The 22,499-nt window shown below is 51.4% G+C and carries 19 protein-coding genes and 1 pseudogene; 12 read left to right on the top strand and 8 right to left on the bottom strand.

What is annotated here, in order from left to right:
* Positions 1-23: 23 nt before the first annotated feature.
* The 12 genes from AXF13_RS13975 (at position 24) to AXF13_RS13925 (ending at position 13,917) form a co-directional block, all read left to right on the top strand.
* Complete coding sequence (locus AXF13_RS13975; protein ID WP_062254162.1) at positions 24-1,622, top strand: aminoglycoside phosphotransferase family protein; 1,599 nt, start codon at positions 24-26, stop codon at positions 1,620-1,622.
* Positions 1,619-2,455, top strand: a complete 837-nt coding sequence (locus AXF13_RS13970; RefSeq protein ID WP_062254161.1) for a transketolase — start codon at positions 1,619-1,621, stop codon at positions 2,453-2,455. Before AXF13_RS13975 ends, AXF13_RS13970 begins: the two co-directional genes overlap by 4 nt.
* Positions 2,452-3,381, top strand: coding sequence for a transketolase family protein (locus AXF13_RS13965; RefSeq protein WP_062254159.1), 930 nt, complete (start codon positions 2,452-2,454; stop codon positions 3,379-3,381). Before AXF13_RS13970 ends, AXF13_RS13965 begins: the two co-directional genes overlap by 4 nt.
* Positions 3,382-3,403: 22 nt before the next feature.
* Positions 3,404-4,993, top strand: a complete 1,590-nt coding sequence (locus tag AXF13_RS16240; protein WP_083522115.1) for a TIGR04372 family glycosyltransferase — start codon at positions 3,404-3,406, stop codon at positions 4,991-4,993.
* A 314-nt stretch (positions 4,994-5,307) separates the two neighbouring features.
* Entirely contained in the window at positions 5,308-5,982 is a 675-nt protein-coding gene (locus AXF13_RS13960) for a class I SAM-dependent methyltransferase (protein ID WP_062254158.1), read from the top strand.
* Between the two features lie 187 nt (positions 5,983-6,169).
* On the top strand, positions 6,170-7,177 hold the full coding sequence (locus AXF13_RS13955) for a class I SAM-dependent methyltransferase (protein ID WP_190276356.1): 1,008 nt from the start codon (positions 6,170-6,172) through the stop codon (positions 7,175-7,177).
* Complete coding sequence (locus AXF13_RS13950) at positions 7,177-7,704, top strand: WbuC family cupin fold metalloprotein (RefSeq protein WP_062254154.1); 528 nt, start codon at positions 7,177-7,179, stop codon at positions 7,702-7,704. Before AXF13_RS13955 ends, AXF13_RS13950 begins: the two co-directional genes overlap by 1 nt.
* On the top strand, positions 7,701-8,447 hold the full coding sequence (locus AXF13_RS13945) for an SDR family NAD(P)-dependent oxidoreductase (RefSeq protein ID WP_062254152.1): 747 nt from the start codon (positions 7,701-7,703) through the stop codon (positions 8,445-8,447). The genes AXF13_RS13950 and AXF13_RS13945 overlap by 4 nt, the downstream gene beginning before the upstream one ends.
* A gap of 2 nt (positions 8,448-8,449) precedes the next feature.
* Positions 8,450-9,688 carry a methyltransferase domain-containing protein gene (locus tag AXF13_RS13940; protein WP_083522110.1) on the top strand — a complete coding sequence of 413 codons (1,239 nt, stop codon included), beginning with the start codon at positions 8,450-8,452 and terminating at the stop codon, positions 9,686-9,688.
* Positions 9,689-9,695: 7 nt separating this feature from the next.
* Positions 9,696-10,937, top strand: coding sequence for a class I SAM-dependent methyltransferase (locus AXF13_RS13935; protein WP_062254149.1), 1,242 nt, complete (start codon positions 9,696-9,698; stop codon positions 10,935-10,937).
* A gap of 19 nt (positions 10,938-10,956) precedes the next feature.
* Entirely contained in the window at positions 10,957-13,389 is a 2,433-nt protein-coding gene (locus tag AXF13_RS13930) for a TIGR04372 family glycosyltransferase (RefSeq protein ID WP_062254147.1), read from the top strand.
* 9 nt (positions 13,390-13,398) lie between these two features.
* Complete coding sequence (locus AXF13_RS13925) at positions 13,399-13,917, top strand: hypothetical protein (RefSeq protein ID WP_062254145.1); 519 nt, start codon at positions 13,399-13,401, stop codon at positions 13,915-13,917.
* Between the two features lie 344 nt (positions 13,918-14,261).
* Here the strand turns inward: AXF13_RS13925 and AXF13_RS13920 are convergent, their stop codons facing one another.
* The 8 genes and pseudogenes from AXF13_RS13920 to AXF13_RS17350 form a co-directional block, all read right to left on the bottom strand.
* Positions 14,262-14,927, bottom strand: coding sequence for a class I SAM-dependent methyltransferase (locus tag AXF13_RS13920; RefSeq protein ID WP_062254143.1), 666 nt, complete (start codon positions 14,925-14,927; stop codon positions 14,262-14,264).
* A 61-nt stretch (positions 14,928-14,988) separates the two neighbouring features.
* On the bottom strand, positions 14,989-16,050 hold the full coding sequence (locus tag AXF13_RS13915; RefSeq protein WP_083522107.1) for a radical SAM protein: 1,062 nt from the start codon (positions 16,048-16,050) through the stop codon (positions 14,989-14,991).
* Positions 16,051-16,668: 618 nt separating this feature from the next.
* The gene (locus tag AXF13_RS16235; protein ID WP_083522192.1) at positions 16,669-17,307 is read right to left on the bottom strand and encodes an LbetaH domain-containing protein; all 639 of its coding nucleotides are present in this window, start codon (positions 17,305-17,307) and stop codon (positions 16,669-16,671) included.
* 10 nt (positions 17,308-17,317) lie between these two features.
* On the bottom strand, positions 17,318-17,548 hold the full coding sequence (locus tag AXF13_RS13905; RefSeq protein ID WP_062254137.1) for a hypothetical protein: 231 nt from the start codon (positions 17,546-17,548) through the stop codon (positions 17,318-17,320).
* Between the two features lie 27 nt (positions 17,549-17,575).
* Positions 17,576-18,739 carry a 3-oxoacyl-ACP synthase III family protein gene (locus tag AXF13_RS13900; RefSeq protein WP_062254136.1) on the bottom strand — a complete coding sequence of 388 codons (1,164 nt, stop codon included), beginning with the start codon at positions 18,737-18,739 and terminating at the stop codon, positions 17,576-17,578.
* A 212-nt stretch (positions 18,740-18,951) separates the two neighbouring features.
* Positions 18,952-20,997 (bottom strand): glycosyltransferase family 2 protein, encoded by a 2,046-nt coding sequence (locus tag AXF13_RS13895; RefSeq protein WP_062254134.1) that lies wholly within the window; start codon positions 20,995-20,997, stop codon positions 18,952-18,954.
* On the bottom strand, positions 20,972-21,853 hold the full coding sequence (locus AXF13_RS16230) for a DegT/DnrJ/EryC1/StrS family aminotransferase (protein WP_250636998.1): 882 nt from the start codon (positions 21,851-21,853) through the stop codon (positions 20,972-20,974). Before AXF13_RS16230 ends, AXF13_RS13895 begins: the two co-directional genes overlap by 26 nt.
* Before the next feature lie 86 nt (positions 21,854-21,939).
* Positions 21,940-22,014: pseudogene (locus AXF13_RS17350) on the bottom strand (hypothetical protein); the annotation flags it as partial.
* Between the last annotated feature and the right edge of the window lie 485 nt (positions 22,015-22,499).

The raw sequence follows: 22,499 nt of genomic DNA, 5'->3' as shown, positions 1-22,499 counted from the left end.
AGTTAACCTGTTTCAGGGGCATCATGCGCATCGGACTTGACCTGGATAACACGCTCGTATGCTACGATACGCTTTTTTACCGGCTGGCGCTTGAACGAGGGCTCATCGACGCCACCTGTCCTCCGCGCAAGCGGGACATCCGTGATGCCGTGCGCCGGGAGGCGGGTGATGCGGCGTGGCAGGCATTGCAGGGCGACGTCTATGGTCCGCGCATGTGCGACGCTGTTTTTTTCAGCGGCGTGCCGGAAGCTTTACGCCTGTGGCGTACTGCGGGCCATGAGCTGTGCATCGTGAGCCACAAAACCCGCTTTTCCAGTGTGGAAAAATTTGATTTGCATTCAGCGGCCCTCGACTTTCTGCGTGCATCAGCCCTGTTGCGCCAGGGCTTGCTGCACGAGCGTGACATATATTTTTGCCGGACGCGCGACGAAAAAATCGACCGCATCGCGAACTTGCGCTGCCACGTCTTTGTGGATGATCTGCCGGAAATTTTTTTACATCCCGCGTTTCCGAGGGATACGCGCCAATGGTTTTTTGCGCCGCGTGATAAGGAATCTGTGCCCCAGGCCCTGACGTTCAGCGCCTGGGAGGACATACAGGGCTTCGATCCAGCTTTTGAAAACTCACTGTTTCAGGGGGCAGGCGCGTTTCCGCAACGGCTGCACCGTCTCGGCGGCGGCAGGAACAGCAGGGTCTGGGCAGTGGAGCTGCCCCAGGGCACTGTGGTGCTCAAGGCCTATCACCGTTCTCTTTCCGACCAGCGGCACAGGCTGGAACACGAACACGGCGCTTTTGATTTGCTGCATGAATACCATATTCACGACACGCCGCGCACGCTGCATGTGGACACTGATCTTGGCGTGGCCGTATACAGCCATATACAAGGCCAGCCATACGCTCCCAATACCGCCGGAGAGAAGGTCGTGCAGCCCTTTGTGGCGCTGACGGCCCGACTGCATATGCTGGCGCGGGCATTGCCCACAGAACGGGCGGCGAGCATTCCTTGGGCCACCGATGCATGCAAAAGTCTGACAATCTGGGAACAATGCGTAGAAGATCGCCTGGAACGCCTGCTCACCCGGCCACGGCAAAACGAACGCGATGAAGAAATGGCGGATTTCGTCACAAAGGTCGTCTCTCCTGCCTGGCGGAGGCATCGGGACAAGGCGCGCGACGTATACGCCCGTCTGCAGCGCGATCCGGTCGCTGTGCTGGCCGAGCACGAACGTACGCTCAGTCCTTCCGACATGGGCTTTCATAATGCTCTGCGTAAACCCGACGGTTCGTTGGCGTTTGTGGATTTTGAGTATTTCGGCTGGGATGACCCGACTAAACTTCTGTCGGACTTTGTGTTGCATCCCGGCATGCACCTGACGGAAAACCAGCAGCATTTCTTTATTGATACGCTGCTGGAGCGCTTTGCCATGCCGGATCTGGAGGAACGCCTGCAGGCCATGCGGCCGCTTTTTGCCACGGCATGGTGTTGCATATTACTCAATGAATTTTTAAAGGACGGCACCCGTAACTTCATCCTGCCTCAGAAAGAACGTGCACGGCTCTGCTCTCTGCAACTGGCACGGGCGCGGGATTTCTTTAACCAACATATGGAAACGACTCCATGACGACACCATTGCCTTCTCGTGCTCCCCTCGACGAGCGCGGCATTGCACTGCGCAGACAAATGCTGCATACGCTGTGGCAGGCGGGACGCGGGCATTTGCCTTCCGCCTTTTCTCTCACCGAAATCTTGCGTGTGCTCTATGACAATGTGCTGCATGTGCGCCCGCAGGAACCTTGGTGGTCGCAACGGGATCGCTGCATCCTCTCCAAGGGACATGGCTGTCTTGCCTTGTATGCTATTCTGGCGGACAAAGGTTTTTTCCCTCAGGAAGACATGCAGACCTTTTGTCGGTTTGACGCACACCTTGGCGGCCACCCTGAACGCGGCCATACGCCGGGCGTGGAAGCCAGCACCGGAAGCCTTGGCCACGGTCCTTCGCTGGCCGTGGGGATGGCTCTTGCATTGCGTATGGATAACAAGGACGCGCGCGTATTCGCCATTTGCGGCGATGGAGAAACCAACGAGGGATCCGTCTGGGAAGCCATGCTTTCAGCAGCTAAGCACAAATTGGATCGCCTGACCGTGATCATTGACCACAACAAGCTTCAGTCTTGGGGCACTGTGGATGAAATCCTCCCTCTTGCCCCTTACGCCGACAAATGGCGTGCGTTCGGGGCCAGCGTGGCCGAGGTGGATGGACATAACGTTTCGGAGTTGCAACGCGTGTTCGCGGCTTTGCCTCTGGACAAGGACAGGCCTTCTGTCATTATCGCCCATACCGTCAAGGGACGCGGCATAAGCACCATAGAGAACAATCCGGGCTGGCATCACAAAACCAGGGTTTCTGATGCCGAATATCAGGATCTTCTGCAAGCGCTGGAGCAGCAGTCATGAGGCGCACGGCATTACAATGCGTATTGGAGATGGCGCGGGCCGACGACCGCGTCTGTTTCATCGGCTCCGACTTGGGCGCTGGCGTCATGGATGCATTCGGGTGTGAAATGCCGCAACGTCTCTTTCGCGAAGGCGTGAGCGAGCAGCATGTCATGGGCATGGCGGGCGGTTTGGCCCTTGAAGGTAAAATTGTCTATATAAATACGTTGGCGACCTTCATCACTCGGCGTTGCCTTGAACAGATCATGCTCGATCTGGCCTTGTACAAGGCCAAAGTACGCTTCATCGGCAGCGGAGGCGGCCTTGTTTATGCGCCTCTTGGGCCCACGCATGTGACCACCGACGACATGGCGCTCATGCGCTGCATTCCCCACATGACTGTGCTCGCGCCGTGCGACGCCCAGGAAATGCGGCGGTTCATGCCGCTTACCCTGGAGCACGACGGCCCTGTCTACATTCGTCTGGCCAAGGGCGGCGATGCTATTGTGAGCCGGGAGGAGCCGGTGGCCATTGGAAAGGGTCTTCTTTTTGGCGACGGCGACGACGCCCTGCTGGTAACCACGGGCATCGGCCTGCAGATCTGCTTGGAAGCATCAAACCTGCTGAAAACACAGGATGTGCAGACAACCGTAGTGCACATGCCCACAGTAAAGCCGCTGGATGCGCAATGCCTGCGGCAACAGGCGACGCGTTGCCCTGTCGTGGTCACGGTTGAGGAACACGGCATCCTTGGGGGTCTCGGCACGGCCGTAGCCGAAGTATTGGTCGAAGCCGACCTGCCGCGCATGCCGCGTTTCCGCCGCATAGGCTTCCCCGACGCATTTGTGGGGCACTACGGCAGCCAGAACGAACATCTGGCCTCGCACGGCCTGACGGCCTCGGGCATCGCCGACATGGTGACTCGATTACGGAACAAGAGACTGTAATTTTTTCTGTTACGGAAGGCGCGTGAATATATACGACAGATATTATGCTGTTTTCCGGCAACTAAGGTACATTATGATGAATATTATGTGCTATCTGGGGAAATTAGCATACTATATTCAGATGTTTTCTATTATGGCACGATCACTTTTCTTTGTTTGGTTCAATTTCTCAGGTGAAGCATTTATTGCTGTTTTTGGGGTCGGCAAAAAAAAATATCTCGAGCGCTACTTGCGGCTACGCCGGTATAACACGGCTAACTCCAAGCAGTTATATACACATATACGTAGCGTTATGGACACAAAAACGCCTCCAGGCAAGGACTGCTCCAGCGGATTTTCCATAATAGATTGCGATTATAAATGTTTTTTCAAAAAACCTCTCTTTGTTGTGAGGTGTCGCTGTTCGCACTGCGGAAATATTTTCTCCTTCGCCGAATTAAGCGATTTTGTCCCGTATATGGAAGATATTGCAAGCTTCGCATGTCCGTGTTGCGCTGCCGCTCTCATCTGGAGAAGTAAGGAGGTACGCTCAAGATTATGGGATATTTTTGAAAAAGTAAAATTCCCGCACTTGTCGCAGAGCCCGCACTTATCGCAAGACACTCAGAGAGAGCCTTCACGAGTTCAGCACACTTTGATGCTGGCGCAAAGCTTATTGCCCTTGGCAAAAATTCGATTCGGCTCATGTTATCCCAATGCAGGCCATCTTGTTATGGATGTGGCCAGGCTCTATAACGGAAAAAAACATAGGCTGTATGAGCCGTCTTTAGATTTTTACACATATGATCATGGGGCATATACCAATAGATATATCACCTATTTATGGGATAGAGTATTTTTGCATACAAATTTCGACGAAGATATGCGCGTTGTTCTCTCTCCACGTGTTGTCGATTATACACGGAGATTACCGTATTCATCTCCCAATTATGTCCAATATCATGGCTTTGAGATCTCACATCCCGATATTTTTTCTCTACCTTGGAAGTTTATTGCTGAAGAGCGTATCCTCGCCAAAAAGAAACTTATAGACATGGGAATTCCCGCAGGCGCTAAAATAGCCTGTCTTTTGGGTCGCGATGAGGCATACATGAAATCGTTCAATGCCCCTGCAACTTACATTATGCAATATCGAAACTCAGACATAAATACATATAAAAATGCCGCTGAATATCTGGTATCGCAAGGGTGGTATGTCCTTCGGATGGGTTTCGTTACCGGCAAAGCAATAGAATGGGAAAATGAAAGAATCATAGACTATGCAAATCGATACAGAGACCCGTTTTTGGATGTATATATTTTTTATCATTGTAATTTATGCATAACTACAGGAACAGGCCTGGATATTATTCCCCAACTACGCCACATCCCCACTGTTTTTGTAAATTATTTTTATGCACAGCATTGCAATCCTGCATATGGCCCGTCTGTGCTCATCAGCAAACATTTTATTTTGAGAGGGAGAGAGCTTTCTTTTGAAGAATATGTTTCAGATAAGTATGCACTGGCGGAGAAAGCTCGTATCCTCATTTCCCCAAATGCCGTCCCCCCCTTGAAAAAGAGGGGATCCAGATCATCGACAATTCGCCTGAAGAAATTCTTGACGCCGTGAAGGAATGCCTTGAAATGATGGAAGGCCGAGATACCTCCACCGAGGAGGACAGGGAGAACCAGAGATTCGCATGGTTCACACCGGCCAATGCAGTGCGCTCCTACAGGCATCCTTTGGCACGATACGGCAGAGCTTGGCTCCGTAACGTGCCCCTGCGCGCCCCCGATCAACTCTGATGCAGTGCTGCTGCATCGTGCTTCAGTAGAAAAACGAACAATGGCGGCTGTCACGGAGCAGAAGGTATATTTCACGTTGTGTCGCGCTCGCAATCTCCACCAGAGTCCATGCACCATAAACGCCCAAAGAGGCCGACCATGACCACACAAGCCATATTGCCCTATGATCAGGTGATGTTTGACGACTACGCAGCCTTTAAACCCTATATGCTCGGACCGCGTACCAGCCACGCCCTGCGCGCCGACCCGCGGCACCTGCTCTTTTCACTCTCCCGATACAAATTCTGCGCAAAAATGCTGGAAGGCAAAGAACGCGTTCTGGAAGTAGGCTGCGGCGACGCCTTTGCCGCGCCCATTATGCTACAAACAGTGGGACATTTGCACTGCGTGGACATAGAGCCGCGCATGATCGAACAAAGCATAGCCGCTAATGAATTTCCCGACCGACTCTCTTTCGCTGTTGCAGATATAACGCGGCAGCGTCCCCAAGGAGAGTTCGATGCCGCCATCAGTCTGGATGTGCTGGAGCATATCCCTCCGGACATGGAAAAAAAATTCCTGACGAATCTAGTGGACTGCCTCACGCAGCATTGCGTATGCATTATAGGAACTCCCAATATTGCTGCGGACAAATATGCTTCCGCGCTGAGTAGACAAGGCCATGTCAATCTCAAAAGCCAGAACACTCTTAAAGACAGCCTAGCGCCGTATTTCAGGCATATTTTTTTATTTTCCATGAATGACGAAGTGGTGCATACAGGCTTCGCACCTATGGCCCACTTTCTCTTCGCCATGTGCGTCGAGAAATGCTGAGCTTCACACCGTCTGTATGTATTGAGAGTAGTATACAATGGAAAGACCATTTCTTGACTATTATACCAGTAACGCCATTTCCCCGGTTTCACAAAATATTTCAAATCTGAAAGTTCATCTGAACAGGCGGGGGGCGTTATATCGCCTATTGGGTATGGCTCCGGCCCTTCTGCGGGGTAAAAGCATCGTGGAATTCGGCCCCGGCAGCGGCTTCAATGCCGTACACACTCTGCAGCTCGAACCCGCCCGTCTTTTGCTGGTGGACGGCAATCCCTTTGGTCTTGACAATTGCCGCGAGCTGTTGACGAATACATTGCATGATATGCCTCGATTCTCTGTGAATCTGGACTATATTCTGGCCGACTTTATGGAGTTTGCCACCTCTGAACGTTTTGACGTAGTGCTCTGCGAAGGATTTTTACCGTTGCAGCTTGATCCCTGCGCCATGTTGCGCCGTCTGGCTTCTTTTACGAAACCAGGCGGCATTGTGGTGTGTACCTGCATCGACGCGGTTTCCTATCTGCCCGATCTCGTGCGGAGGGCTTGTGGGCAGGCTCTGGTCGACCCCGCTTTGCCGCTGCAGGAACAGGCGGCGCAGATCGCCCCCGTGTTCAGGTCGCATTTTGAAACCCTGCCCAATATGAGCCGGCCCCTCAATGACTGGATTCTGGATAATGTGCTGCACCCATTTGTGGGCAAACTCATGTCCATGCATGACGCCATCACAGCGTTGGACGACAGCTTTGATGTGTTAGGAGCTTCGCCGCATTTTATAACAGATTGGCGCTGGTACAAGGACATGACCGGCAGCCAGTCGGGCATCAACGCGCTCGCCCGGCGGGCATGGATGAAAAATTTGCATAATTTCATAGACTTCAGCGTGATTTTAGAGGAACGCCCCGAAGAAGAAAATGCATGTCTCCATGACGCCGCCGAACGTTTTGTGGCCTGCTGCTTTCCCTTTTACGAGTCCAGAGCCCCTCAGCTGCTGGAAGATATGGCGGAATCTGTGATGTTCATAGCGGACAGCGTGGCGGGTATCGGAGCGCCCGCCCGCAGCACGGCACAAAAGCTGCGGGATGCCGCGCAGGCCCTGCGCCAAAGCGCGCAAGGAAAATTTCCGCCGCATTTCGGGGCGTTTTCCACCCTGTTCGGGCGTTCGCAACAATATTTGTCTTTTGTAAGGATTCGATGATGCTGGAAAAAATTTCCGATGAAATTTTTTACCTACGTGGAGACATGCGTCTGCTGAAAGGCGGCATGGTGCGATTTTTACAACGACAGGCCGAAAGCAATCCGCGACAGCGTTGCCGCATCTGCATACATGAAAGCCCGGATGCTCCCATCCATGAAATGTTCATCGCGCACGGACGTAATGTTTTCGTACCGCCGCATGCACATATGTCACGGTCGGAAACGTTTACCGTGCTGTCCGGACTGGTGACGGTTTTTTTGCTGGATTCCGGGGGCAATTATTTGGACTCTATCCCCATGGGCGACATTTCCACGGGGCGGAGCCTCTGCGTACATATCCCGGCGGGGCAATGGCATTCGCAAGCTTTCGAGTCGGATATGGTCATTTTTCATGAAGTTACATCGGGGCCGTTCCTGCCGCAGGACACGAAAACGCTATGGGATACGAACGACGACAAGCAGAAAACACACCAAAAAAACTTTCTGAACGGCCTGCGCCATGCCGCGCGACAGAGGGAAAGGCTATGAAAAAGCACACGCTCATCATCGGCGGTACGCGGGGTTCCGGCAAAGAACTGGCCCGCATGCTTGCGGAACGAGGAGAAGCGGTTTCCGTTGTCGGGCGGCGCAACGTAAATGGGGCGGAACTCGGCCATCCCGGCATCCGCGTATGTCCGTTGGACATCACGGACGTCAAACAGACTCTCGAACGCATTCCCCCTCTCTGTGACGACTGGTCCTCATTGGTCTTTTTTCAAAAATACCGCGCTGACGGCGACAACTGGACAGGCGAATGGCAGGTAAGCATGGACGCCACCAAACGTATTGTGGATATCTGCGTCGACGCTGTGCGCCCCCTTCCTCCCCGGCCCAGGGCGATTGTCCTCATCGGATCTGTGGCGGGCAAGGCTGTCATCGCGGATCAGCCTATCGGGTACCATGCGGTCAAGGCTGCTCTCGAGCACATGGCGCGTTTCTGGGCAGTGCAATTGGGACCGCTGGGCATCCGCGTCAACATGGTTTCGCCGCATGCAGTGCTCAAGGAAGAGTCTGCGGATTTTTATCTCGGGTATACGAAGCTCATGGATTTGTATAAAAAAATTATCCCGTTAGGGCGCATGGGCACTTCACGTGAGATAGCTTCGGTAGTGGATTTCCTGTGCTCCGACGGCGCTGCCTATGTGACGGGGCAGAACCTGCTGGTCGACGGTGGAATAACCTTGTCCATGCAGGAAGGACCGGTGCGCGCCGCCCTCCATATGGAACGTTGAGCATGGGCGACGCCTGGACAGAAAATTGCCGCCTGTGCGCCGCGCCGTTGCCGACGCTGCTTGATGCCGGGGGCCAGCCGCGAGCCACCGACTATGCCCTTATGCCGCAAAGTCGGGCAGAGACGTGGCCCAAGAGATTCGGCTGCTGTCCGCGTTGTGGATTGGCCCAACTGCTGTGCCCGCCGCCAGCGGCGTGGCTGGCTCCTTGCGTGGATTGGCTGGCCTTCAACGAGCCGGAGAGCCATCTGGATGCCTTGGCAGCACAGTTGACGCAGCTTACCGGGCGCGGTTGTGCCATGGCCGGGCTCAGCCTCAAAGACGCCGGCCTGCTGGAGCGCCTGACGAGCCTCGGCGGCCGGGAAAGCTGGCGTCTCACCCCGGACATACTGGGTCTTGACGGCGCCCGACCGATGCATATCGCGCTCGTTCAGGAAAGTCTGAGCGCCCCCCCCCGCCAAAGCCTCCCCCCCGTGCGTCTGCTTGTGGCGCGCCATATCCTGGAGCATGTACACAATCTGCCTCGTTTTCTGTATACAGCGCGAAAACTGATCAGGGAAGACGGCTGGCTTTTTGTGGAAGTGCCCGCATGTGAAGCGGAACTGCAAAGCTGCGACTATGCGCGGCTCTGGGAAGAACACACGCAGTACTTTACGGACGTGAGCTTGAGCAATACCTTGATGATGGGCGGTTTTTCACCGGTATGGACGCAAAGAACCCGTACAGGTCAGGAGGAACTTCTTCTGGTGCTGGCCCGGAAAACAGACCCTGCGACCGTGCCCCTTGCCTCGGCGGAGGATACGGCGCGCGAATGCTCCCGCGCACGTTTCTTTGCCGACCGATATGCCGCCATTGCCCGGCGGATACGCAGCCGCGTCAATGCCTGCAAAGGCAGCGGTTCTGTGGCCTTGCTGGGGGTGGGACATCTGGGCGTCACCTTTACTCATCTTATGGGTCTTGCGGGGCATATAGGCAAGCTTTGGGATGATCATCCCCGCAAGCAGGGGCATTATGTAGCGGGTCTGACGCCCTGCATTGCGCCGAGTGCTGCGCTGGACGACAGTGATACGACGCTCTGTCTTCTGGCAGTTCCGCCGGAAGCGGAAGACCGCATATTGCAACAGCACTCCGCATTTATACAGCGCGGAGGAATATTCGCATCGGTGTTTCCACAGAGCCGCTTGTACATAGGACACGATGCTTTCATCGTGCACAAGGCGCCCCTTGCAACATCCAACAGGTAAGTGCCCCATGGAATGCTCTTCTTATTCACGAAACACATGCCGCCTTTGCGGTTCGTCTGATGTCTCGGTATTTCTGCCCCTGGCGGCCTCACCCATTGCCGATGCCTATGTGCCCAAGGAAAAGCTTGAGCAAAGCCAACCCCTTTTCCCCATGGATGTATGGATTTGTCTCAACTGCGGCCATGTGCAGCTTCTGGATGTGGTGAACCCCGACCACATTTATCGCGAATATCTGTACATAACGCACAGTTCGCCGGGCCTGGTCGACTATTATCGGGAATATGCGCATCAGATGGCGGCGTTCGCTTCCCTAGCGAAAAGCGATCTGGTTATCGACATCGGCAGCAATGACGGCGCGCTGCTCAGTACTTTTCAGCGTCTGGGCATGCGCGTGCTGGGCATTGATCCGGCGCGGAAAATTGCGGCGAAAGCCACACGCGAAGGGATTCCCACAATCCCGGAATTCTTGACGCCGGAACTGGCGGCTCACATACGGCAAACGCACGGGCCGGCCCAAATGGTTACTGCCAACAATATCGCGGCCAATGTGGATGATGTACGGAGCCTGTTCGAGTCAGTTGAAATCCTACTCGCGGACAAGGGACTTTTTGTCCTGGAAAGCGGATACTGGTTCGATATTGTAAATAACATGCTTTTTGATACTATTTACCACGAACATTTGTCCTATTTTTCCATTTTACCTTTGCAACAGTTTGTGAAATCCACACCCTTTACCATGGTGCATGCCCTGCACACGCCTTCCAAGGGAGGATGTCTGCGCTATGTTTTTGCCAAAAGGCAGACTTCGCGTCCAGTATCATCGCAATTGGAGAGCATGGCGGAGTCGGAATCGCGCTTCGGCCTGAACACCCTCCGAACCAATCTCGCCTATGCGGAACGGGTGGCGCAATGCCGATGCGATGTCCGCACCCACCTTGCGCGTTTGCGGGATGAAGGGAAAAACATCGCTGCCTATGGCGCCTCCAATACGACGACCACCCTTTTTTATTATTTTGGACTTGCGGAATATATCCCTTATATCGTCGACGACAATCCCATCAAAATCGGCTCCTACAGTCCAGGACTGCATCTTCCCGTTCTTTCGCCCTCCGTTATCTATGAGCGAAAACCAGACTGCATATTTATTGCCGCATGGCGCTTTGCAAACCTTATAATCGAACGCCACCCGCAATATGCGGATATCGGTGGACAATGGTTTATACCCTTGCCGGAAGTTACGCTTCTGTAATACCTCTTGGGAGATGCTTATGAGCAAATATCGTATTTCCTTCAGAAGGCCCTTTTTTGTGCAGACCCGCAAACATGTTTTTCTGCGGTTCCGCGCAGCTGTGCATTTTTTTCGCAAACGGGAGTCAAAATATCTGGGTTGGGTGTTCAAATGCAGCAGGCTTTTTTTATCCGAATTGGTGAAGCCCGTAAGAAGACCTTCGCTGGGCCAATGGGAAAACATCGCATGGAACATGCGGCCCCAAGATATTCGTACCATGCTCACGGCGTCGCCGCATGCTGCCAGCGCCAGTGAAGCCGCCTTTAAAGCGCGGAGCTATCTCTACATCGGCGACAGCATATCCGCCCGGCGCTGTCTGGCCGAAGCGGAAAAAGACGAGCAACTGCTGCCGAGCGCGCCGCGCCATGCGCTTATGGCGGTGCGAGCCTATCTGGCTTACTTTGAAAACAATGAGGAAATGTTTGCCCGTTGGGCGCAGGATATCGATGCTCCCGCATGGGCAAAAAATGCGCTCCGGATCTCCGCAGTGCGGGAGTACGCCTGCTCCTGCGTGGAATTTATCGGGTCCATGCATAATTCTGAAATGAGGCCGCAGTTGGCTGTGAAAGACCAATGCCCCTGCTGCGGGTACGAGTACACGTTCTACAGCAAAGGCCCCAGGCTCCCCTGGTCGGGTTTTCCTGACGATCGTTGGCTCTGCCCTCGCTGCCTCGCACAGCGCACTTGGGACAAAGATCTTGCCAAGGCCGATGCCCTTGCTTTTTTTCAGGAATATACGGCGCGCTTACCGGAAAAAAATCATCGCCTTACCCCCGCTTCCGAGCAACTGGCCAGCATCCTGGCGCAATCTCTCACTCCTGTGGCATGTGTCCGCATTGGGGGCCCCCTCATGCTGACAGGGCATCCAGCTATAGGCCATTATGTTTTTGATATAAGCTTGTATCTGCTAGCCCGGCTTAACCGCATGGCGGGGCAATGCCTTGAATACGTCGATTATGCGACAGGAGAGCCCACTTCCTGCGTTACTCGCGTATGGGACAGGGTTTTTGCCTTTTTACGGCATGACCCGGCGATGCACGGGGTTATCGGAGGAAAGAACGCGGCGCGCGTCAGCCGGACACCTATTTTTTTTCATCAGAACCGGGTGGAACTTGCTCTTGCAAGAGATGAGCACAATATCCTGCAACGCGGCGATCTCCCCTGGCCGCTCACGGCTGAAGAAATGGCCGAAGGCAACAAAAATGTCCGGAGGATGGGCATCCCGCCGCATGCAAAAATTGCCTGCCTGATGGTGCGCGACGGTGCTTATGATAAACAAACGCGCCCTGAATCCAAATTTACATACCCACATCGCAACGCCGACATAAACACCTATAGGCCGGCTATGGAATTTCTTGCCGAACAGGGATGGTATGTACTGCGCATGGGTGCCAGTGTCGAGAAACCCATTTATTGGAAATCTCCTCGCATCATCGACTATGCGTCAGAGCATCGTTCGCCCTTTATGGATGTATGGCTTGTTTCTCAATGCCACCTTGCCATCTCCACGGGCCTGGGACTGGACGCCATTCCGACAATCCTCAAAAAACCGTTAATTTATACAAATATGCCTTTTCTCTATTGGCCGCACGGCAACTATGCGCCGTTGCTCATCCTGCATAAGCATTTCTATCATAGCGCCTCGCGCGTCGCCCTGACAAGACTTGACGTCATGCGCTCCCATCACGCAGAAGTATTTTTTGATAAAGATTTTCACGACGCGAATTTATCCGTACTAAACAACACGGCCGGGGAAATTTTGGAAATTACAAAAGAAATGCTTGAGATTATAGACGGAAAACATACCCTTTCGCCTGAAGATATACGTTGCCAGAAGCATTTCTGGGAAACGCTGGCCGCGTATGTGACGAGCTTCCCCAATTATGCGCCGCTGTACCGCCTCGGCAGGGAGAGTTTACGCAGAGATCCCGATTTCTCCGCTGCATCCTTGGAAAGAACCGCCACTCTGGCTCCAGGAACTCCCTTGCCGTGGAACGCCGCGCCTGTCCCCAAATGGGAAGCTTCCTCTGAGATGCTGCAGGCCGCATACGCAGAAGCTATATCCACCGACAATATGCATATACGTGAAACGCTGCTGCTCTGCCTCCTCTGGGCCAAGCCCGGCCACGCGGAAGCCGGATGGCAGTTATCCAACCTGTATTCCAAACAGGACAGAAAAGCCGAAGCTCTTTTCTTTGCTGCGCATGCCGCTTTTTTCGGAAAAAAAGAACCCTATTATGAACGGTGCGCCACATTACGCGCAGAGATATCCGACATAGTAGTGCCGGGAGACCTTCCCACCGACAGCCCAGCCGCGCTTGAACTGATGGCAAAAAACGATACTTTGAATATTGACGGCAATATCCTTCAAAGGGTGTTCTCTGGCGCAAAAACAACGAACGAATTAATTTAGGATTGAGTCATGAACTTGCCTCCCATCCTTATTTGCACCTTACCGAAATCAGGCAGCGTTTTTCTTGCCAAAAAAATCGGAGCCTCTCTTAATCTTGCTTGGAAATATATTGATACTGCGGATTTTCCATACTCCCAATATGACGCGGGAAAGCTTTTCGACTTTGTCAACACAGGCGGCATAGCTCAAGCCCATCTACAACCGTCGATCGTCAACATCGCCGCACTTTGCCTGTCGGTGAGAAAGATGATTTTAAATATACGCGATCCGCGAAATGCGCTTATATCTTGGATACACTATATGGATCATATAAACAGGCAGATCGAAGGTAAACCTTCAAGCGTACGCTTTTCACCGCAAACGGCACCATACATCTCGGCATCATGGACGAGCAGCGGTTTTTCTGAAAAGTTTGAAATTTGCTACAAATTCTTTTACAGGGAATGCATTGTCTGGCTAATTCAATGGTTTAAATTCTTGAATATCGACTTTAAGAGAGAGAGAGAGAGAGAGAGAGAGAGTCTTTAAAATAGACAGCAACTATATTTCAAGTCTATTTCCAAAAATTACAAAATCCCGCCATCATGATGTCACCGTACTCCTCACGACACAAGAAGATATGGTCATAAGTGGTGAAGACTATATTTTGACTTTGATATGTAGTTTTTACGGCATTCCTCCAGCAGCATACATCATAGAAAGTGTCCCCAAAGACATGTCGACCCACTTTCGCAGCGGTCGCACGGATTCATGGAAGATCGAGCTATCGCCGACGCAACAAGATAGGGTAACGAAACTTCTACCTGTTCAATGGTGTACGTATTTTGGATGGGATGATACAACCGCAAGATGATCTTATGTATGAATGTTGTTTATTCAAAGTAAATAAATTCATAATCGCCCTGATATCCGAATTGCTCATACAGCCACACCCATTCTTCGGCATCAAAAAATGACTCTGCTGTGAGCGCCCAGCATTGCAAATTAAAAAGTTCCTGCTCATCACGGTAACTTTCAACCATCAAATACTGCTGCCGCCCCATCCGCTGCATTTCCGACAGCGCTGTTTTAAGATCAAAAATGCGCAAATTGTGGAAGCATCCCAAAGAAATAACCAGATCAAACTGCTTATCACCAAAAGAATAGACATCCTGAGCGCGATGGATGAACAAATGCGGCCGGATTTCTTGCGGGGCGCAACTCAGGGCATGTTCTGAAATGTCGCAGCCCATAACCACAAGATCGGGAAGCAGCAATTTCAATTCGTGCAGTAGAAAAGCTTTCCCGCAACCGATATCAAGGACTTTTGAGCCATTTTTGAGAGAGTAGATGTCAATCAGAGCCTCGGCCACAGGCTTCCACCGGCCCGGCATATAGCGGTATCCGCCATAACCGTACCGCCTGTCCCCATCCCAATATTCCGCCTCATACATTTTTGCCTTATGCATGCACTGAACCTTTTGATCCATCATGCGAGCGAGATAGTCTCTCCTGGTCGCTGTATGCAAGGGGGTAACGATATTCAACAAACGATTCATGGCATTTCTCATGGTTTCAGGCGCGCTATGTAAACTTCATCATTTTACAATATAACCGCATCTATACAAATTCTGTATGTCCTTCTACAAGAGACAAATATTCATGCAGCATCATGTTCTTTCCATTCGCGACACAGTGGTGCCGGCAGTGCACATTAGGGTGTATTTTAAAAAAAGCATCCTTGTTTTCGAACCACCATTCGCGTAAGCGCTGTCCACGCAGGCTTCCCAGCAAGGCCTCATCGTTATAGGCCTTGTCCTGGCACGGATATATGCCAAGATCCGCGCCTATCACGGTCAATATCTGTGAATACGGACACCAGTCGTAATCCTTGTGAAAACGGGCGTCCATTGCATGCCATGCGTCGACTATTTCAAAACTTTGATCTGCAAATAGTTCTTGAGACTGCCGTATGGCGTCCTGAACATAGTGAAAGTGCGGTGCATGATATTCATTGGCCCTCTCGGCATCATTGGACGTGATGCAGGCGGAAAGCTTCACACTGCGAACCCCGATGTCCTTATATCGCCGTAGAACTTCCGGGATATGCGTATAGTTTTCTGCATCAATGATATAGCTGACCCCGAGTACACAATCGCCGCCAAGGGCGGAAAAGGCCAAAAGATTTCTCATGATTTTGGAGTATTCGCCATCGCCGATGCCGCGATAACGCCTGTAGCTGGCATCATCCCAGCCGTCCATTGAGATACGTATCCAGGCGGCATTCTGCGAAAAAAACCTTGCAACGTCGCCCTGCAGCAGCGCACCGTTGGTCAGACAGGCAAGGCGGACGCCGCCCTCTTTGAGTATCCGAGCCCCTTCCAGCAAATAAGGATACATCAGCGGTTCCCCTCCACCGCTGAATGTGACTGCCTTCACTCCCATGGCAACAATATCTTTGCAAATTTCGAACATTTTTCCTTGAGGAATAGTGTCCGCGATCCGCATATCCTTGCCTAGCTGTAGATCCGAACTGCGATATGCACAATATCTGCAGCGATGATTACACTTATTTGTGGGTTTTAAACGGATATGGACAGGAGCTGTCACCGGCATATCATGACCCAAATTGTCAATTTTTTGGGGAAAATGAAATATTTTTAAATCAGAGTATAGTGTCATACCAGCCTCATTACACAATCACATAGTGCATTTTTAAATTATCCATTCCTGCTCCACTTCTCAATGCTACAGACATTCTGAAAAAAAAAGCAACATCAAAGGATTACCCCTAAGTAATTGCCTTATAGTGCAACTCTATTTGAACAGCTTGGTCCAAAGTTGACGGTATCCTTTGATATACTCCCTCAGGTCTCTTTCGTGAAACTCATTATATATACATTTTTATGTTCATAACAATGCCCGTAGAGTTCCAAGCCATTATTTTTAATTCGCCATCGCCAGATGTAAAATGTCAATATATTATTTACCCTTCATTTATCGCTAAAACCGGAGATTTTCTGTCAAGAGCACTGTGGAAGCGCCGAAAATTGTAATATCCTATTAATGTCACTCGGGTGGAGCGTCCGCTTTATCGTTGGTTTATGGACGGTGCGGTCAACTGGCTGTGTTTATGCCCAATTCTCGTCAGCCTCACGGAATCTTTATGGTTTATAGCATGAACCGCCATTCCCTAGCTCCCTCCACTTTGATGCAGAGTGAGGCGTACGGCATCGGCTTCCTGTTGCCTGCCAACTCCAGCTTTAGCGATTTGAGGCAGGGTGAACAACCTGAATGCAACTAGGGAGTGTTCATGCGCAGGGCCGGATTCCCGGCCATCATGCACGCATCGCTGCATCCCTTATAAACATGCGCACCGGGAGCTACGGTATTGCCATTGCCGATGTGCGCGTGATCGAGCACGGCAGAGTATACTCCGAAGCTGTTTCCGGAACCGATGCGGACATTTCCCAGCACGATGCTGAACGGTGCGAAAAAATTGCCATGCCCGACACGAGTATCATGACCGACCACTACACTTCCGTTGAAATAATTGGCGTTGCCGATACTTGTATTGCACGAGACGTGACAATTATGCGCTATAATATTGGCATCGCCCAATGCGACGTCACCCACAATTTTTACAGTGGGATGAATCAAACTAAAAAAACGCGCTTTGCGTGCCTTCCATTTTTCATAAGCTTTGAGCCTCAGGGCTGGCTTTCCGATGCCGATGACCAGCGCGTGATCTTCCTGCGGCGAGTAGGCATCATCTGAGCCCAGTTCCCAAGCGGCAAGATCACGCAAGTCCCCTTTGTGCCCCTCAAACGATAAAAAACCTTCGAAGACAAGATTTGGTTGTTGCAGCATCACATCCCGCAAAAGCCAGTAGCACTCCCTGGCAGCGCCGGAATTACCAATAATAACAATCTTTTTCATCGTTTTATCGTCAGTCTTCAAATACAGCTTTACTCAGGACCATGAGATCCTCCACTGTTGACACATCCTTATATTGATTGAATTTTGTTTTTACGCCGAAATTTGCATCGAAGTAGGCAATGCAGGACATGATGGCCATTGAATCCCATTCTTCCAAATCCCACAGGCAAGTATCAATAGTGAGGTCCGCTTCACACTGCAAAAATTCTTTTAGCTCTTTAAAAAACTGGATTCTTGTCATCGAAATACTCCCCAACTGTTATGAAGGCTATATGTGCCTATCGCCGGAAATTTTTTTCTGCCAATAACTTACCAGTTCTTCCGGAGTATGCACCTTATCTGGCGTGACATACTCGCGTACATTGTCACAACATGCATGGTCCAGCTCCAGAACGGCAGTAGCCCATGACAGCCCTACACCGAAGCCAGAAAGCACTAGCCGTGCGGTAGAATTGTTGATTTTGGAGGCCAACTCACTGCAAATCGCTGTTGGAATACTTGCCACGGCAGTGTTGCCGTATTTGCTAAAACTTTCCATGGGCACTTTTTCCAAGGGAAAGTTCAGCTGTTTGGCAATAGCAGAAATGATTTGTTTATTAGCTTGATGCAATACAAGAAAATCTATGTCATATTCATTTTTTTGAGCGTATTGTAGAGCTTTGCTTATATGTTCAGGAACGATATCCATGGCAAAATCAAAAATTGCGCCACCATCCATATAGGTCCAATTCAAACGCCAGGGTGTACCCTGTTCATCCACCAATGTTTCACAAAGCGGAGCATATGCTTCCTGATCCAATGGTAAAGGGATGCGAGCCCCCCCGGCGGGTACAATCAACGTTTCCGCCCCTCCTCCATCGGTGCCGAGCACAAAAAACGATCGTGTTTCCCGCTGCGAATATGTCAATACTGTTGCTGTACCACAATCACCAAAAATCGGTGCTGTTACGAGATTTTTTTTGTCGTACAATCGTGAAAGTCCGTCGCCTGCCAGCAATAACACGTGTGTGGCGGCGCGAGACTCAACGAGAGAGGACGCGAGCCACAAGCCATAGACATAGCCCGCACAACCTTGGTTGACGTCAAAGGCTGCGCAGTGTTTGGACAGACCGAGCCTGTCCTGCAAAATACAGGCGCTGGCCGGCAAGATGTAATCAGGGTGCTGGGTAACAAAAATAAGGGCGTCAATAGAGGATTTCTCCAATCGAATGTCATTGAGCAAACATTCCGCCGCCTGATAACAAAGGTCCGATGGGGTAACACCTTTCGCTGCGACCCGACGTCGATCAATACCGGCTATCTTGGTCATACGATGTGCTTTCTTGACATTTCTCCCCATAAAAACCAGATCCTCTTCAATGCGTCTTTCCTCGGCGGGCACGACAGCGCTAATCCCGTCGACCCTGACATGAGAGAATGTGGAATATGCCATGATATAATCCTACCAGCAGATTGTTATAAAAGTCTGAATAGTATACCGCATCACAATCTGTTGCGCCGCGAAAAATGATTGTTCGTGGAGATACCTCAAAATTTGCAGTTCGCATGTAAACTGTAAACAACGAAACTTCTAAAATTCATACCATCAAAATAATAAGTCGACCACAGCTCTTTCAGCATGGAACACCTGTTTTTCCATCATCGCTATTCTTCAGATCGGAGTTGTGCCTCGCCAGAGTGAACACCCAGGCCGGGCCGCTTTTTACGCACAACTTTCAGGGACTGCAAAAAATAGCAAGCAAAGCCTGGAAAATTCTTACTGGCCTGATCCAGCAATGTTTTATCACCTTCATTCGAGTATATTTTAAAAAAATCGGCGAATATATCGTTTGCCAGCATGGCCAAGCGGCGAAAATAACGACCATGAAAGTGTTCATTGAAAGCCTGATACGTTGACAATTCAGTCATACCATGTATTCTGTGATGTTCTATTGGCGAAATAAACGCCATCGAATACACTGCGTTTTTATGTCGCCGGTAAACGGACATGACTTTCGGCAAGAAACCGATTTTGCCCATCTCCGCATGGAGCAGATGCCAGTACCAGTCGCCCGGGCAAAGGTCCGGGCGGAACCACTCCGGCATCCCATCTCTGAAGCGCCAGCGATACACAACAGAATTTGTCTGGATTAAATTACCCTGAAACATGTCCGCCAGATAATATTCTTCACGCACGCCACGAGGCAGCATAGACGGCGGAGGATAGACCCCCGGCTGCTCGCCGTTTTCAAACACGACGCTCACAGGATGAAAGCACAGGGCGCAGTGCGGATGGCTTTCCAGAAAATCCACCTGTTTTTGCAGCTTAAACGGATCGGTAAAGTAGTCGTCTCCGTCGCACAGGGCGGCGTAAGTGGTACGGCAGCGGCTAAACAGGCCCGTGACGTTTTCAAAGGGGCGACGTTGAGACAGAATCACAGGCCGGATGGAAGGATGCCTGGCGGCGTAGGCCGCTACAATACCCGCGGTTCTGTCCGTGGAATGATGGTCGAGCACAAGATGCTGCACCGAAAAATCAGTACGCTGGGCCAACACGCCGTCCATACACTCTGCGATATACGCCTCATGATTGTAAGTCATGGTCAGGACAGTCAGCATAACGGGAGGAACCGGCTCGCCTATCACAGCGGTCTCATCGGATGCGACAGCAGACAAGGCTTCTGCCAGCCCCTTTTGATCCTCTGACAGCAAAGACGCATCAAGAGCATAGCGTTGCCGCAAAGGGATGCGCACAGCGGAGGGAAGGGCGGACGCAAAGGCCTTGATTTTGTCACCGGGCAGTGGAGAGAAAAAATCAGCTTCCGCCTGCGTGGCCAGCCACTCCGGGCAATCCAGGCTTCCGGGAGCCAACTCCAAAAATGTTTCAAGTGTGCGCTGGTCCGCCGCGCCTTCCCGTATCAGAATCTGCCGCAATTTCCTGGGACTGAGGGGAGCTGTGCCCCAATCCCGTTCCATCATGCTCAGACAGTCCAAGAACCGCCTTTCATCCAGCTTCGGCCAAGCGTTATCCCGCACCTCCAGAGCCCAACTCAAGCGCCGCGCTTCAAGGGAATCCAAAAACAGGGGATGACGCGGCAGAGGATCAGGCACAATCGGGGGCGGGCAGCCCAGAGCGGCAAACAGACTTTGGGCCAAAGCGTCGCTCCGTCCGGCTGTGGGACTGTCTGACAGATCGGGCAACAGTGTGACGTTGTTTTCTCCCCACTCACGGCGGGCTTCCATGATAATACTGGAGAGTGCTCTGTACTGTTCGGTGAATGCCTGCCCCACAGCCTCCGATAGAGTCTTTCTTGCCTCACGCCACCGCTGCTCAAAAACACAAACAGGACGTCCTGCAACGAAAACAGCTCGAACTTCGTGCTTGTTCAAGTCAACATGACTTCGTAACAAACGCGCCAGAGACTGATGAGCCAGAAGGTGTGGCGAGTATGACATGAGCAGTATGTTCTGCCCGGCTTCAATTTTCTGACTCAATTCCCCCATTCCCTGGGCCATGCCGGGAGGTGGGGACTCGTTCTCAGGCACGGGATTCCAAAACAGCATGTGAGAAGGGATGAGTTCGCATGACCATGGATCCAATGGTCCAAGCTTAAGGCCAAACTTGGATAGCAATGTAAGATTGGCGTATATCGTCGCAAAAAGCCAGGGACGCGACGGGCTCAAATCAGTGTAAAGAAAAATATGAGCCATTATTGAATCTCCTATATGCCATTACGTAGTGCTGTGAGTATGCTTTGTGCCATATGCAAGACATTTTCCTCCTCAACTCTCCATACATGGGTAGGCACAAAACGCGCTTAGCAGCGTCTTCAGCGACATTGCAAGGACTGCGCCACTCACTCTTCAAATATGACAATGTATTAAGAGACAGATAAAAGTATCGTCTGGGATGAATGTTTTGCACAGACAAGAATCGTTCAACTCGGCTACGGCAGCGCTCATCAGGCAAAAGAATAGGATAATAGGCGTAGTTCCACTCCAGCCCTTCACGAACGGCGGGACGAATCGGGCGCAGATCTTTCAAAGCCTCGCCATACACTGCATAAAGCTGCTTGCGCCATTCGATTTCCGCATCTGTTCCGTCCCAAAAGGCCAGCCCCATTGCGGCATGGAGTTCACTCATTTTGCCGTTGATGCCCAAATTGTAGTGATCATCATTGATGAGGGCAAGGGCGCGGGCAAGAGACAGGGCCTTGTGAGCCTCCGCGCTAGGCGAAATAACACACCCGCCTTCCGCAGTATGGAAAATCTTTGTGGCGAGAAAACCACATATGCTATAGCCCAGAAGGCTTCTGCCCTTATAACAAGAACCGAAAGCCTGCGCCGCATCATAAACGAGAGTAACGCCATGTTCCCGACAAATGTCTTCCAGGCTTTCCACATCACAAGCCAAGTCATAAATATGGACAGGCAAAGCCCCGGAGATATCAGGCTCATTACGCAACCGTTGCCACAAAAGCTCAGATGAAAGGCAAAAGCTGTTCGGCTCAACGTCCACGAAGACAGGCTCACAACCAAGCCAAAGCAAAGCTGAAAGTGTCGCCACATACGTATAAGGGGTGAAGGCACCTTTCTTCCAGCCAGTCCGGCACGTTGCAGAGCCAGCATGAGAGCTGTCGTGCCGTTATTGCCGGTGAGAATATATCTTACTCCAAGGTATTCGCTCAGAGAACGTTCAAGCTTACGGACACATTGGCCGTTATTCATGAGCCATGATGATTTGAAAATATCACTGCTTTGCCTGGAAAAATATTCTTCTTTCGGCATTCGCGATTTTGTAATATATGTATGGTTATCAATACTCATTAGTTGAACGCACATTTACAAAATGTATAGGGCACAAAAGACACGAGCAGGCACCAAGGCATGTCTTTTCAGACAGTTTCCTGGCTGTAACCAAGGCTTTCCTCATTGACAGATACACTGTTGATGACTTCTGAGAAATCAATACATTTAAACGCCATAATTGGCAATATCCCCTCTTATTGAAGAATTTTCTATCGTCGACTACAAGAAATCAACAGTGCGCCTGTCAATGAGAAAAGCCTTGATTACTAAAAACTGTTTCTAACTAGGGATTTTCATTCTCTGCCAAGGGCGCAAGCCGTTGCCGCGCCAAAGACTTGCCTGAACCATTCACGGCGAAGCCGTGTTGCCTTATCTGTAGCCGCAAGGCGGCGTGCAGATAAGGA

The sequence above is a fragment of the Desulfovibrio fairfieldensis genome (assembly GCF_001553605.1).
GTDB classification, from domain to species: domain Bacteria; phylum Desulfobacterota; class Desulfovibrionia; order Desulfovibrionales; family Desulfovibrionaceae; genus Desulfovibrio; species Desulfovibrio fairfieldensis.
The sequence above is the reverse complement of the archived record's forward strand: the minus strand, read 5'-3'. Positions and strand labels throughout refer to the sequence as shown.

What these genes read in the sequence shown, in the direction of transcription:
- AXF13_RS13915 (WP_083522107.1), bottom strand. Translation starts at nt 16,050, where the DNA reads ATGACACTATACTCTGATTTAAAAATATTTCATTTTCCCCAAAAAATT.
- AXF13_RS13945 (WP_062254152.1), top strand. Translation starts at nt 7,701, where the DNA reads ATGAAAAAGCACACGCTCATCATCGGCGGTACGCGGGGTTCCGGCAAA.
- AXF13_RS13925 (WP_062254145.1), top strand. Translation starts at nt 13,399, where the DNA reads ATGAACTTGCCTCCCATCCTTATTTGCACCTTACCGAAATCAGGCAGC.
- AXF13_RS13970 (WP_062254161.1), top strand. Translation starts at nt 1,619, where the DNA reads ATGACGACACCATTGCCTTCTCGTGCTCCCCTCGACGAGCGCGGCATT.
- AXF13_RS13920 (WP_062254143.1), bottom strand. Translation starts at nt 14,927, where the DNA reads ATGAATCGTTTGTTGAATATCGTTACCCCCTTGCATACAGCGACCAGG.
- AXF13_RS16235 (WP_083522192.1), bottom strand. Translation starts at nt 17,307, where the DNA reads ATGAAAAAGATTGTTATTATTGGTAATTCCGGCGCTGCCAGGGAGTGC.
- AXF13_RS13900 (WP_062254136.1), bottom strand. Translation starts at nt 18,739, where the DNA reads ATGGCATATTCCACATTCTCTCATGTCAGGGTCGACGGGATTAGCGCT.
- AXF13_RS13930 (WP_062254147.1), top strand. Translation starts at nt 10,957, where the DNA reads ATGAGCAAATATCGTATTTCCTTCAGAAGGCCCTTTTTTGTGCAGACC.
- AXF13_RS13940 (WP_083522110.1), top strand. Translation starts at nt 8,450, where the DNA reads ATGGGCGACGCCTGGACAGAAAATTGCCGCCTGTGCGCCGCGCCGTTG.
- AXF13_RS13935 (WP_062254149.1), top strand. Translation starts at nt 9,696, where the DNA reads ATGGAATGCTCTTCTTATTCACGAAACACATGCCGCCTTTGCGGTTCG.
- AXF13_RS13975 (WP_062254162.1), top strand. Translation starts at nt 24, where the DNA reads ATGCGCATCGGACTTGACCTGGATAACACGCTCGTATGCTACGATACG.
- AXF13_RS13950 (WP_062254154.1), top strand. Translation starts at nt 7,177, where the DNA reads ATGCTGGAAAAAATTTCCGATGAAATTTTTTACCTACGTGGAGACATG.
- AXF13_RS13905 (WP_062254137.1), bottom strand. Translation starts at nt 17,548, where the DNA reads ATGACAAGAATCCAGTTTTTTAAAGAGCTAAAAGAATTTTTGCAGTGT.
- AXF13_RS13895 (WP_062254134.1), bottom strand. Translation starts at nt 20,997, where the DNA reads ATGGCTCATATTTTTCTTTACACTGATTTGAGCCCGTCGCGTCCCTGG.
- AXF13_RS13965 (WP_062254159.1), top strand. Translation starts at nt 2,452, where the DNA reads ATGAGGCGCACGGCATTACAATGCGTATTGGAGATGGCGCGGGCCGAC.
- AXF13_RS13960 (WP_062254158.1), top strand. Translation starts at nt 5,308, where the DNA reads ATGACCACACAAGCCATATTGCCCTATGATCAGGTGATGTTTGACGAC.